This window comes from Sphingobacterium tabacisoli (assembly GCF_017908035.1).
Taxonomy (GTDB): Bacteria; Bacteroidota; Bacteroidia; order Sphingobacteriales; family Sphingobacteriaceae; genus Sphingobacterium; species Sphingobacterium tabacisoli.
The window spans coordinates 267,149-280,212 of record NZ_JAEQMU010000002.1; the positions used below are offsets into that span (position 1 = coordinate 267,149).

10 protein-coding genes are annotated in these 13,064 nt (G+C 41.5%); 3 read left to right on the forward strand and 7 right to left on the reverse strand.

Translation table 11 applies throughout. The annotated features are described in order from the left end of the window. The first annotated feature begins 3 nt into the window (after nucleotides 1-3). The 3 genes from JKG64_RS12075 (at nucleotide 4) to JKG64_RS12085 (ending at nucleotide 4,845) form a co-directional block, all read left to right on the forward strand. A complete protein-coding gene (locus tag JKG64_RS12075) occupies nucleotides 4-2,379 on the forward strand; it encodes a GumC family protein (RefSeq protein ID WP_210354578.1) in 2,376 nt (791 codons plus the stop codon). 173 nt (nucleotides 2,380-2,552) lie between these two features. Beyond that, entirely contained in the window at nucleotides 2,553-4,034 is a 1,482-nt protein-coding gene (locus JKG64_RS12080) for a helix-turn-helix transcriptional regulator (protein ID WP_210354579.1), read from the forward strand. Nucleotides 4,035-4,095: 61 nt separating this feature from the next. Continuing rightward, nucleotides 4,096-4,845, forward strand: a complete 750-nt coding sequence (locus tag JKG64_RS12085) for a tyrosine-protein phosphatase (protein WP_210354580.1) — start codon at nucleotides 4,096-4,098, stop codon at nucleotides 4,843-4,845. Between the two features lie 84 nt (nucleotides 4,846-4,929). On the opposite strand, the gene JKG64_RS12090 is transcribed toward JKG64_RS12085, so the two are convergent. The 7 genes from JKG64_RS12090 to JKG64_RS12120 all read right to left on the reverse strand — a co-directional run bounded on the left by JKG64_RS12090 (nucleotide 4,930) and on the right by JKG64_RS12120 (nucleotide 13,040). Then, on the reverse strand, nucleotides 4,930-8,100 hold the full coding sequence (locus JKG64_RS12090) for an efflux RND transporter permease subunit (RefSeq protein ID WP_210354581.1): 3,171 nt from the start codon (nucleotides 8,098-8,100) through the stop codon (nucleotides 4,930-4,932). Between the two features lie 24 nt (nucleotides 8,101-8,124). Then, entirely contained in the window at nucleotides 8,125-9,264 is a 1,140-nt protein-coding gene (locus tag JKG64_RS12095) for an efflux RND transporter periplasmic adaptor subunit (protein WP_210354582.1), read from the reverse strand. 35 nt (nucleotides 9,265-9,299) lie between these two features. Beyond that, the gene (locus tag JKG64_RS12100; protein ID WP_246512582.1) at nucleotides 9,300-10,631 is read right to left on the reverse strand and encodes a TolC family protein; all 1,332 of its coding nucleotides are present in this window, start codon (nucleotides 10,629-10,631) and stop codon (nucleotides 9,300-9,302) included. 1 nt (nucleotide 10,632) lies between these two features. After that, a complete protein-coding gene (locus JKG64_RS12105) occupies nucleotides 10,633-11,211 on the reverse strand; it encodes a TetR/AcrR family transcriptional regulator (RefSeq protein ID WP_210354583.1) in 579 nt (192 codons plus the stop codon). A 326-nt stretch (nucleotides 11,212-11,537) separates the two neighbouring features. Beyond that, nucleotides 11,538-11,966, reverse strand: coding sequence for a c-type cytochrome (locus JKG64_RS12110; RefSeq protein ID WP_246512583.1), 429 nt, complete (start codon nucleotides 11,964-11,966; stop codon nucleotides 11,538-11,540). 1 nt (nucleotide 11,967) lies between these two features. Then, entirely contained in the window at nucleotides 11,968-12,603 is a 636-nt protein-coding gene (locus JKG64_RS12115; protein WP_210354584.1) for an SCO family protein, read from the reverse strand. Between the two features lie 8 nt (nucleotides 12,604-12,611). Continuing rightward, entirely contained in the window at nucleotides 12,612-13,040 is a 429-nt protein-coding gene (locus JKG64_RS12120) for a transposase (protein ID WP_210354585.1), read from the reverse strand. Between the last annotated feature and the right edge of the window lie 24 nt (nucleotides 13,041-13,064).

The following is a 13,064-nucleotide window of genomic DNA, read 5'->3' on the forward strand; positions in this document are numbered from 1 at the left end:
AATATGGTTAAAAATAAAGATACAGAGGGAGTAATACAGGAGCAACGGGATCCATCGCTGAATGTATTAGATGTATTAAAGTATTTGCTGTCGTACTGGCCCTGGTTCTTAGCGTCGATTTTGCTATTCGGAGGATATTACCTATACGATTATAGTAAAACCCCTTTTATGTACGGACAGGCGCAGACGGTATTGATAAAGACACCTGCAAATACGCCTGCTACGGCGCGATTTACAAGGGCTAGTGCTGGATATAACAGCGTTAGTGTCGCGAGTGAGACGTTACAGTTACGGTCAAAAGAACTGATGCGTCAGGCGGTAGAGCATTTAGGCGCTGACATAAGCTACTCGCATAAAGTTGGTTTACGTATTTATGAGCTTTATGATAAATCTCCAATAAAGGTGAAAATCCTAAAGGGATTGCCACAAGATACATGGAGTCTGGTGATTACACCGATCAGTAAGGATAGTGTAGAGGTAGGGGGATGGAAGGATAATATGGATCGGGCACCTGTACGTCTGGCTATTGGGCAGGCATTTCGAACGCCTTTAGGGGAGATACAACTGGACTCTACAAGTCACTATTTGCCCCGTTCTTTTGGTAAAAGTATACGGGTTGAAAAATTTGCCAGAGAGTATATGGTCAACTTCTTCTTGAGTAATCTGAAAATTAAGCAAATGGAAGATGATGCTTTCCTGCTGCAGATGCATCTTGAAGATCGGTCTGCTCGTCGTGCTGGTGATATTCTGACAGAGCTGATCACGGTCTACAACCGTACAGCATTGGAAGATTTAAATCAAACGGCTGTGAATACAGCTGATTTTATAAAGAACCGATTGCAGATCATTGAGGAGGAATTGTATGAAGTAGAAACGGATATCGAGAAACTGAAGGTTAACAATCAAGGGGTAGATGTAGCGATGGCCGGACAGCTATATGTTGCCGAAGGAAGGGCATTCCAGACGCAACGTACACAGATTGAAACGGATAAAAGGCTGGTGGAGATGATGCGTGATTACCTGACTGCCGATGGTAAGTCGAAGGAGTTGATCCCCAATAATACGGGGTTGGTGGACGCTAATGTGGAAGGACAGATCGTGGAGTATAACAAAGCCTTATTGAGGCGTAATCGACTGGAGGAAGGAAGCAGTATGGCCAATCCGGTGGTACAGGAGTTGGACCAAGGGCTGGGCGCCATGCATACGAATATCCTGAGAGCTATTAACAATACGTTGTCTGGTCTGCAGGTGAAGATTAATAATGTACAGCGGGAAGAAAATCAAGTGAAAGGACAGGTAATGCAGATTCCTGGTAAGCAGCGCATGATTCTAGAGGTCGAACGAAAGCAAAAAGTGAAAGAAGACTTATATCTTTTTTTGTTGAACAAACGGGAAGAAAATGCATTGAACCAAGCGATGACGGAGGACAATATACGTATTGTGGATCCTGCTTATGGCTCAGAAGCGCCGATGTATCCCAGTCGTGTGCGTAAAGTCGGGATGGGACTAGCAGTGGGGACTGTTCTACCTGCAGTAGTTCTGTTATTGATGCTGATGCTAGATACCGGTGTACGCAGTAGACAGGATATACAGAAGGTGGTGACGGCGCCATTTTTAGGAGAGCTGCCGATGGAGAAAAAGTATGATGATAAGGGCGTGGCGGTATCTAAAGCAGGACGCGATCCTTTGACAGAGGCTTTCCGGATTCTGAGGACTAATATCAATTTTATGGCGGTAGATGGAGCACCGCCCCAGGTGATAACGTTTAGTTCCTTTACCATAGGTGCGGGAAAGACATTTAACGTGATGAATTTGTCTGCTACGGTTTCCTATCTGAAAAAGCGTGTGGTAATGGTGGATCTGGATTTGAGGAAAGGTACACTGACCAGGCGAATGGGGATTAAGTTTAAAAAGGGAGTTACCCATTACCTGTCAGATAGTTCGGTCAAGATTGATGACGTGGTCTATAAAAGTGAATTATCGGATGGTGTAGACTGTGTGCCTATTGGGGTTTTGGCGCCCAATCCTGTTGAACTGTTACTCAGCCAACGGTTGGATGAGCTGATTCGAGAGTTGAAATCACGCTACGATTATATTATAGTGGATGGTGTACCTGTTGCTATCGTCGCGGATGCAAGTATTATTAGCCGTATATCTGATTTAACTTTATTCGTGATACGTGCAGGGAAAATGGACCGCAGGCAGTTACCTGAACTTGAAAAGTTGTATCAATCGAACAAGCTAGCCCGGTTGGGCGTTGTTTTAAATGGAGTGAAGTTAGGAAGTGGAGCTTACGGATATGGTCGATATGGATATGGGAACTATGGGTATAGCTATGGTGATGAGAAAAAATCGCTATGGAAAAAAATATTTGGATAATTTTTTTATTTCTAAATAAAACTAATAGACATCTTGTTTGTTGTATTGTTATGGGAATAAAACCTACAGTTAGACTGTAGGCATTTTTAATTTTTTTTGCCAAGTGTTTTGGGGACCTAACGCTATATAATAGCGTTTTGTAAATGTTTGGTGAATTTTTATCTATCTAGAAAATGAATCTGTTGTTTGCTAAGCATCTTTTGCCATTAATGGTCTTTTTATTTTTTCTCATCAGCAATACTGCAGTTAGCGGTGGTAATTCTATGGTGAAGGGGTATTCTCTTGAAAAAGGGGAGTGGGTATCTGTTGAATCTGTCGACCTCCTACAACCGACAATAGTGGAACAAAATGCATTTGACTTTTTGTTTGATGTCGATAGAAATAAAGGGTTACTGAAATCTGAAGATTATCGCTTCCTATTGGCGCAATCCTTGGTCAACCAGGGTAAGATCAAAGAACTGGTTGCAATAGATAGCTATATTTTTAAAGAAATAGGGGTATCTGAATACCTTTTAAAGACCTTGGAGCAAGCGTCTGAATTAGCAACAGGATTGTCTGACAAAAATCAGAAATATTTCTACTCCTGCCTAATCGATGCATCGATTGGGGGACTAAAGGCCTCGGTAGAGGAACAGCAAAAATGGTATGCCAGCGCGTATCAAAAACATCTATTGATTGATCCAAAAACAGAAGAGTTTAGGCAGACTGAATTGATTGGTTTAGCTAGTCAGGCTATGGCTCTCTCGCTATCTCAAAAGGCTGTAGAAGCGGAAAGGGTCTTTTTGCAAGGAATCGCTCGTATAGATGAAAGCAAAGTAGGAGAAGAAGATTATTACTTATTGTTCAAATACATTCATTTTTTGGTCGAGACTAAGGCCTATGACAAGATCGATAAATGGTTAAGCTATAGTTTGTCTCTGGCGGAAACGGGAAATGAAGCTTATTATAAAACACTAACATATTACCATTTAGTTCTTTTGAAAGCTAAGCAGGGACTTCCAGAGGCGTCTGCTCAGTATCTGCGCGACTATCAACTATCGAAGGTACAGCTGAGTAGCAAGGAGCTAGTGCGGATTGCATTTGTAGAAAGTAGCTATTATGATTACGGAAATACCGCTTTTGTTAAACAGGATAAAGGCATAATGGCTTTCTCGGGGCTCGCAATTTTGATCATTGGAGCTGTTGTTGGAACATCGGTGTATTTGCAACGGTCTGGTAAGCGAGCTGAACTCCCTCTTGAAGAGGAGGTTGAACCTGAGAGATTGGTAGGATGGTCGATTGTTCCGCAAGATGCTTTAGAAACATCACTGTACGATATCGCTCCTAGTGAGACTATCGTGGAGTTGAAAGCCTCACCGGTAGAGGATATCAGTGATTTGAAAAAAATGGCGGAAAATAACGACCCGTTATTTATGAAAAAGTTTAAGCAGTTCTTTAGAGATTTTGCAGAATGTGTAGGAAGAAAAGCGGAGACTCCATTGAATTTGGCAGAGCTGGAAGTCTGTGCCTATACAAAACTGGGATATACGACCAAAGAAGTAGCCTATTATCGCGGAGACTCTATCCGTTCGGTAGAAAATAGGAAATATAGAATCCGTCGTAAGTTGAATCTGCCTAGAGATGTGGATTTTACGGATTGGGTTTTGACAGCATAAATTTTTGAATGATAAGTGTCGTTCAGAACCTATTTTGAGAATGGACTAAAAAAGTTGCTGTATGTCACTATGGAATAAGATTTTTGAGAAGCATAAGGAGGGAAAGAAAGGCAAATTGGCCTGGTTGGGGTGTGATATGCATAATCATGTGCTACCTGGTATAGATGATGGTGCCAAAACTGTCGCCGATTCGCTTGTCCTGATTCAGGGATTAAAAGATCTCGGTATAGACCGTTGTATCGCGACTCCGCATGTTATCTCTGGGGTGTATGATAATACGGTAGATGATATTGCCGAGGCGTTGGGTAGACTAAAGCAGGAATTGACGTCAAAGAACATGGAGTTTTCCATCGGTCACTCGGCCGAGTATATGCTTGATGAAGGTTTCTTGAATATTCTAGATCATAACAGGCTGTGTGCCTTGCCCAATAACTATGTACTGATAGAAATGTCTTATCTGGCCGAATCCAATATGCTTATGGAAGCAATATTCAGGTTACAGAGCGAGGGGTATTTTCCTATACTGGCTCATCCTGAGCGTTATAATTATTATCATCAGGATTTTAACCAATATAAAATAATCAAGGAGATGGGGGCACTCCTTCAGTTGAATGTACTCGCTATTTCTGGATACTACGGTAATCAGGTAAAGTTGACCGCGGCAAGGCTGATTAAAGAGGGGATGTATGATTTTGTAGGGACGGATATGCATCACGAACGCCATCTTAATGCCATAAAAGGAGTGGTCGATCGCTATGATGTTGAAGCCTTATTGAAGCATAACCCTATAAAAAATGCGACAGCTTTTTAAGCTCTAACGAGTTTTCTTTAATATAATAACAAAGGCCAATACAAACGTATTGGCCTTTGTTATTATGGAACATATGATCGCGTATTAATGCGCACTCAATTGTTTTTTCTTTTCTTCGTCAAAACCAGCTTCTAATTCCGCTAATTTTTTCTTTCCGTAAGCTAATCTTGTGATAACCACAAATAGCACAGGAACGATAAAGATGGCTAAGAATGTCGCGGCAGCCATACCTCCAAATACAGTCCAGCCGATAGTCTGACGGGACACCGCACCAGCACCTGTAGAAAGCATCAAAGGAATAATACCCAAGATAAACGCAAGTGATGTCATGATGATCGGACGTAGACGGAGCTTGACAGCATCCAAGGTCGCTTCGAGTAAGTTCATACCGATATCTACACGTTCTTTGGCAAACTCTACGATCAAAATCGCGTTTTTGGCGGCTAGACCAATAATGGTGACTAGACCAATCTGCGCAAAGATGTTATTGTCGAGTTGCGGAATGAACATCAATGTTAATATAGCTCCGAATACCCCTAGCGGAACCGAAAGAAGGATGGAGAACGGTACAGACCAACTCTCGTACAGAGAAGCTAGAAGTAAGAATACGAAGAGAATACACAAGGCAAAAATCTGTATTGTTTTTGAACCTGATTGTTTCTCTTGTAACGTCAGTCCGGAGAACTGATAGTCATATCCAGCCGGTAAGGTCTGAGCAGCTACTTCTTCTAGTGCCTTGATCACATCACCGGAACTGTATCCTGGTGCAGCACCACCGGATATATCAATCGCTCTAAAGATATTGTAGTGATTGATAATAGATGGCATGGTCACTAGATTATAATTGACCAGTGCACTCATCGGTACAGGTTGACCTTTGACATTATTTACATAAAGCTTGTTAATGTCCTCGATTCCCATTCTATATTCTACATCCGCTTGTGTTACAACACGGAAGTTACGGCCGTATTTGGTGAAGTCATTGACATAGCTACTACCTAAATAAGCAGATATGGTCGAGTATATACTAGCGATAGGAACTCCCATACGTTTTGCCTGCTCTCTGTTTACTTCCAATTTGTAGTTTGGAGAGTTGGAGTTAAATAGGGTATAGGCCATGCCGATTTCTGGACGCTGGTTGGCAGCCATTAAGAACTTACCTACTGTAGCCTCAAATTCTTTGATATCTACTGTTTGTAAATCCTGGATCTGTAAGGAGAAACCACCAGATGCACCTAGACCTGGAATCGCAGGAGGTGTAACGGCTAGTACGCGGGCTTTGTCATATTGCGCGTATTTCTTCATGATGGCACCCGTGATATCGTTTGCTGTACGCTTACGGTCTTTCCAAGGTTTCAAGGATACGAACAATGTTGCACCATTCGGTTTGAACGCTCTGTTTAAGATATTAATACCCGAAATAGAGGTTACGTATTTGATCTCAGGAAAATCTTTACGGAATTCTTCTTCCAGCTCTTCAAGGATAGCATCCGTACGGGCTGAGGAAGCACCCTCAGGTAGTGTGACACCTGCGAAGAACATTCCTCCATCTTCGGAAGGGATAAAACCTGTAGGTTTTTTCATAAACATCCAGCCTGTACCGATAAAAATACAAAGTAGTACAATCAGTACGAGAGGAGTAGCTTTGATTGCTTTTTTAACACCTCTAGAGTAGGAGTAGGTTACTTTTTCAAACCATAAGTTGAATTTGTAGAAGAACTTGTTAAGTCCTTTCGAATCTTTGGTTACTGCCGTCGGCTTTAACATGATCGAACATAATGCCGGAGTCAATGTCAAGGCGATGAATGCGGAAAGCATAACGGATACCGCAATCGTGATCGCAAACTGTTGGTACAATTTACCTACCATTCCGGGGATGAAACCTACAGGAACGAATACCGCTGACAAAATCAAGGCAATAGCGATTACAGGAGCCGTGATATCTTTCATGGCACGCATGGTCGCTTCTTTTGCACTCATTTTATAATGGTCGATATAATGCTGTACCGCCTCTACCACAACGATGGCATCATCCACAACGATACCGATGGCGAGTACAAAGGCAAGCATGGTAAGGTTGTTGACGGAGAATCCAAACATCAAGAAGAAGATGAAGGTACCCACAATGGAAACCGGAATAGCAAGTACTGGAATCAATGTCGCTCTCCAGCTCTGTAGGAAGAAGAATACAACCAATGTTACCAATAAAAGGGCTTCTACTAGGGTATGGATTACGGATTCGATAGATGCGTTGACCACAGATACCGTTTCGTAACCGATTACATAATCAACATCCTGAGGGAAAGATTCCTTGAGTTTTTCTAGTGATGAGAAAATACCCTCCGCTGTTTCCACAGCATTACCTCCAGGAGTCTGACTGATCATCATACCTGTAGATACCATACCGTTTACTTTGGTAGTCGTACCGTAACTGAACTGACCAAGCTCTACGCGAGCAACGTCTTTTAGTAATACGATAGAACCATCTTGGTTGGTTTTAACAACGATGTTTTCAAAGTCTTCTACTTCTGATAAATCAGAGTCCGTAATTACAGGATACTCAAATACGGTGGATGACTCTTGTGGCCTTCCGCCCACAGATCCTCCCGGGATACGGATGTTCTGCTCCGCGATAGCAGCAGATACATCAGACGGAGTCATTTTTATATTAGCAAGTTTATTGGCATCTAACCAGACACGCATCGAGAAAGGCTGTCCAAATGCGGTTACATCCCCCACACCCTTGACACGCATAATCGCATCCTTGATGTAAAGGTTGGCATAGTTGGACAGGAACTTATCATCTCTGGTTCCATTTGGCGATACCAGGGATACCAACATCAAAATGTCGGTATTGGCTTTACGGGTTGTAACTCCTAGACGACGAACGGCTTCTGGCAAGGCAGGTTCTGCGATACCCACACGGTTCTGTACGTCTAGTGTGGCAATATCAATATCGGTACCTACTTCAAAGGTAACGGTGATTTGAGACTGTCCATTGGATGTACTGTTGGAAGACATGTAAATCATTCCCGGTGTACCGTTGATCTGACTTTCAATAGGTGTCGTAACCGTCTGTTCGACGGTCTGCGCATCTGCTCCTGTATAGTTGGCCGTTACGGTAACGGTCGGAGGAGCGATGGAAGGGTATTGACTGATAGGCAATGTGGATACGGCAATCACCCCTATGATGGTGATCAGGATGGATATAACCATCGCCGTAACGGGCCTTTTAATAAATACTTCTGATATCATTATTATTTATTTAGCGTCTGGCAATTATTTTTGTTTATTCTCTGCATTGTTCTCCGCTACTTTAGCTCCTGGTCTTAGTGATGCGGCTCCATCGACAACGATCTTTTGACCGGCTTCAAGACCTGAAGTCACGACGACTTTGTCTGCTAGCTTGTGACCCAATACAATTTGTTTAAGCTCAACTTTACTGCTATCATTAACAGTATATACGTTGAATACTCCCAATTGCTCAAAGACAGCTTTGTAAGGGATGACCATTTCTTCTTGTGTCGATGTACTTTCTACGTTCAATGTGGTGTTCATCCCTGCTCTTAGTGCGTTTGCACCGTTCGCAAAAGAAGCTCTCACTTTCAACGTTCCAGTCTGACTGTCTACTGCTCTGTCGATCGTAACTATACGTCCACTTTCTTCGTAGCGGCTACCATCTGGCATAGATGCATAGATTTGAGTGGAGGCGTTGCCTGATTGCAATTTTGTGAATTCAGGAATCTCTTTCTCATTGATCTGAAACTCAACCGCAATCGGATTGGTCGATGATACGGTGTTCAAAAGGGTAGTCCCTGCATTGACCAAGGCGCCATTACGGACCTGTGATATACCGATATTACCAGAGAATGGCGCTACGATAGTCGAACGCTGTAGATTGGTCCGTGCTGTAGTCAAGGCCGCTTCTGCAGCTTGTACCTGCGCACGTTGATTATTGACATCCGTAGTTGCGTAATCTAATGTTTGTTTTGCAATCGCGTCTTTCTCCGCTAGGGTTTGGTAACGCTGTAAATCTTTCTGTACACGGTCTAGATTAGCCTTTGCTATTTCTAAATTCGCCTTTGCTTGATCTACTGCTGCCTGATAGCGTACGCGGTCAATTTCATAAAGAGGTTGGCCTTTGCTCACAAAAGCTCCATCGGCAACAAAAATATTAGTGATATATCCTGTTACCTCCGCTCTGATTTCGGTCTCTTGTAGAGGCACGACACTAGCTGGGTAACTTTTTAAACCAGATACAATTTCTTTACCAACGATAGCCGTAGAAACGGGCATTGCCATTTCGGCTTGTTGTCCTGGTGCGCCGCCCTTAGGCTTGTTGTCTTTGGACCCACCGCAGGATTGCCATAATAATCCAGAACCGATAAGTAAGGCTGAAAGTAATTGATTTCTATTCATGACGTTGTATTTTTTCTGTTATTAAGGTTGTTATATTAGTTGATTTCTACTGTGCCCAATGCTTTTTGTATATCTAGTTTGCTAGACAATACGGCATACAGTGAATTTAAGTAGTTGAGCTGTGATGTCTTCAAATCTGTCTCTGCAGTCATTAGTTCCAGGTAAGTTTTTACACCGGCATCGTACTGCAGCTTGATGGTATTGTAGACTTCTTCAGAAAGTTCCATATTATCTTTAGAGTTGCGCCATTCGTTCATGTTGGCACGGTATCCAGCCATGGCAGCAGAGTACTCTGTGCTAATCTGGTTCTCTAGATTCTGTAGATCCAGGGTGATACGCTCTTCCTGTAGTTCCGATTTTTTAATCTCCTGGATTCTTTTCGTTCCTGTAAAAATAGGAAGGGATAAAGTCAACCCTACACTAGATCCCGGGAAGTTGTCTGTATACAAATCTGAAAACTTGTTGTTCCTATAGTTTAAAGCATAGTTGGCATAAGCACTTACTTTAGGTAAGTAATTCCACTTTTGATATTGTGTATTCAATCGTTGGATGTCTTTTAGGTTTTCCAATTTCTTGAATTCAACTCTGTTTGCTATTTGAAGCAATTCTGTGGTGTCCAATAGAATGTTACTTTCTAGACTTTGATTGATAAAAGATAGCGAAAGTGGACGTTCATTGGGGATCGCCAATAACATTTTTAAATAATCGTATTTGTATTTGCGGTTTTCGGAGGCGGTCTTTAAGTCTGCTTTTGCATTGTTTAAAGATATCTGCGCTCTTTTAAAATCCGTTTTGTCTACTAGTCCCACCTCATAACGGGCATTAGCTTCGGTATGTTGACGTTCTAGTCTCAGAATATTCTCGTTGATGATGTTAATTTGCTCTTCGCTGGTCAATATATCATAATAAGCTTTGCTGACATCGACTACTGTATTGATTTTTGTAGACTCTTCGTTAAGGTTATTTTGTTGACGTACGTATTTTGCGGCTTTCGACGCTTGAAAAAGCTGAGGGCTGATCAGTGCCTGGTCTGCTTGAAAAGTTAAAGCACTGGTATTACGCTGTCCCAATGCTACGTTAGTTCCATTAAAGTTGGTCGTCGGCAATTGCATGGAGTGAGCGATACTGCCATTGGCATTGATCTGTGGAAACCATCCTGATAGAGCGGAAGCAATTTCCCGTTCGCCGATTTCCTTGTCGATTTGCGCTTGTTTGATCTCAATCTTATTACGTAAAGCGTAATTGATCAAATCATCTAATGTTGCATTGCTGCCCAGGTCTGATTGCTGTGCGAGTGAGACACTACAGCCAGCAACAGCTAGAAAGGCAACAGATACTATCTTCCTAAAATTATAATTCATATTCATATTATTGTTTTACACCGTTCCAAATAATTTCTATTAACTCATCTAGATGTTTTTTGTCGTATTTAATTTTTTTGTAAATAACAGACTTTGAAAATGTTACAGCTGCTCCTATGTACGCTGATGCCATAACATGCACATCGATTTTTCTAAGTTTATTTGTTTCCATACCTTTCAACAAAAAGGTGATCACATTGTTTTCATCGCAACCTCCAACTTTCTGTCTATCATGGGCGAGATCATTGAAAGGGGAGTTGTGAAACTGCTCTAGAAAGCTGAATATATCAGTGTTGTTGATCTGAAATTCGCAAAAGCGTTCCAATACTATGGCAAACTGTTCTTGGTAGGATAAATCCTCCGCCAGGTCGTCAAATATAAAAGCATTGATTTTCTTTCTGCAGTAGCTAAAAAGCTCAAGGATCAAGTTTTCCTTGGATGGAAAATAATGATAAATAGTGCCAATTGCTACATCAGAATTCTTGGCAATCATACTCATCGGGGTTCCATGGAACCCATTTTCTTTGATGAGTGCTAGTGTATGCTTGAAGATACACTCTATCTTATCTGTAAATTGAACGTTCATTCGGTTGCAAATGTACTGATTGAAAACCGATAAAAATGTCAAAATTTTGTTATAAAAGTATGTTTCTTAAGAGTGGAATGTGAAGTAGGGAAGGGGGATTGATAAGGTCTGTGTTAAGAAATTGTTAATTCTTAGGAAAGGTCTTGACAGGTGTTGTTTTGACACTTATCTTTGTGGTATCATAATTTAGGTTTATAATTGGTTAGTAAAGGTTTTCATTCTCCCCGTTTGAAAACCTTTTTTTTATGCTTTATTTCTAGAAAACTCTTGTAAATTATTTGATTATAGCCTGCTATCAATTCGTGTATGATATAGCCTACTGCTGTCTATTTACAGTCTTTTAATGCTTTCTGCACTTCCTCATGGGAATAGATGGAGTCACTCTTTGCAAAATTGGTCGTGATATAGGTTAAGATATAGGCAATATCAAGTTCGCTCAGTTGCGGGTTGGCCGGCATCTTTTCATTAAAGGTTTGACCGTTTACAGTGATTTCACCCTGCATGCCATTCCGAACGATACAACTTAACTGTGCTCTGTTCTCCTCGAAAAATTTAGCATCCGTTAGCGGTGGGTAGAGTTTGCCGAGGCCTTCTCCTTTTGCGCCATGACAGTTTTGACAATTGGTCATATAAAGTTTTTGACCATTTACAGCGTATTGAGCTGTTTCTATATTCAGATTGGAATGGCATGACGCTAAATGAGCTAAGCTCAATATCGTCATGCCTAGAATTGCGAAAATGTTTAATAAGCGCATGTTATTTGTACTCTTGAAGGAGTATATCAATATCTGTTAAAAGTTTTTCCACTTCTTCGTTATTGGTGCCATCATAGGCTCCACGGATTCTTTTATCATGGTCTATGAGTACCAGATATCCGGAATGGTCGTATCCACCGGGTACATTGGGATCTTCTTTAGTAAATACCAGGTACTTGTCCGATAAACCATAGATTGCGGCTTTCGAACCATTGACAAACTGCCACTGATCATTATCCACACCTAGTTTGGTCGCATACGATTTTAAAACATGGGGCTGATCGTATTTAAAGTCTATACTATGGGATAGGAACGCAATCCGCTTATCGTTTTTATATTTCTCGTATGCCTTTAGAAGGTTTCTTTGCATTGTCGGGCAGATGCTTGGGCAGTGCGTAAAGAAAAAGTTGGCGACATAGATTTTATTATCGAAAAACTTGTCAGACAGCATAACGCTATCTTGATTCAAAAATTCGAAACTAGGGATAGCAGGGTAGATGGTATCGGTTACCATCTTTCCGTCTATTTCTTTTTGAACGACTTCGCGCTCACCGATGATGGGTAGCTTCTTTGCTGTAGACTGGCAGGATGCAAGTGTTAATACACAGGCCGCAGTACAAAATAACGTTCTAATCATGGTATAAATTAAAGTTTGCCCAATTTTTTGTTGCTCTCTAACGAGACATCTTCAAATTGTTTTTTCATTGCTTTTATCTTTTCGATCTCTGCCTCTTGGTAAGGGACTGCGGTGCTGTCTGGATTATATTCTTTCATCCAGGTCATCATATTATCTGTAGCTGCTTCGAGGTTGCTTTTTAAAGTGACAAGGTCGATTCTGATAGCTGCTGTATCGGCTTTCGGATCTTTGGTTAGGACTTGGCCGAGGTTTTCTAAAATTGAATCTATTTTGACGGTTGTTTTGTCAAAATGAGCAATTTGCGGCATGATCTCATCGTGTACCATGATCGCTTCTTCAGCCAGTTGCTGATGTTTGACGGCTTCTTTTGCCGCCTGCTGCTGACATGAGCCCAATACAATGGTGCTCGCTGATAGTAAATAGAAGATTTTTTTCATGTGTATAGCATTTCGTTATGATCC

Coding starts and splice junctions, on each gene's coding strand:
- JKG64_RS12075 (WP_210354578.1), top strand. CDS start 4: ATGGTTAAAAATAAAGATACAGAGGGAGTAATACAGGAGCAACGGGAT.
- JKG64_RS12080 (WP_210354579.1), top strand. CDS start 2,553: ATGAATCTGTTGTTTGCTAAGCATCTTTTGCCATTAATGGTCTTTTTA.
- JKG64_RS12085 (WP_210354580.1), top strand. CDS start 4,096: ATGTCACTATGGAATAAGATTTTTGAGAAGCATAAGGAGGGAAAGAAA.
- JKG64_RS12090 (WP_210354581.1), bottom strand. CDS start 8,100: ATGATATCAGAAGTATTTATTAAAAGGCCCGTTACGGCGATGGTTATA.
- JKG64_RS12095 (WP_210354582.1), bottom strand. CDS start 9,264: ATGAATAGAAATCAATTACTTTCAGCCTTACTTATCGGTTCTGGATTA.
- JKG64_RS12100 (WP_246512582.1), bottom strand. CDS start 10,631: ATGAATATGAATTATAATTTTAGGAAGATAGTATCTGTTGCCTTTCTA.
- JKG64_RS12105 (WP_210354583.1), bottom strand. CDS start 11,211: ATGAACGTTCAATTTACAGATAAGATAGAGTGTATCTTCAAGCATACA.
- JKG64_RS12110 (WP_246512583.1), bottom strand. CDS start 11,966: ATGCGCTTATTAAACATTTTCGCAATTCTAGGCATGACGATATTGAGC.
- JKG64_RS12115 (WP_210354584.1), bottom strand. CDS start 12,603: ATGATTAGAACGTTATTTTGTACTGCGGCCTGTGTATTAACACTTGCA.
- JKG64_RS12120 (WP_210354585.1), bottom strand. CDS start 13,040: ATGAAAAAAATCTTCTATTTACTATCAGCGAGCACCATTGTATTGGGC.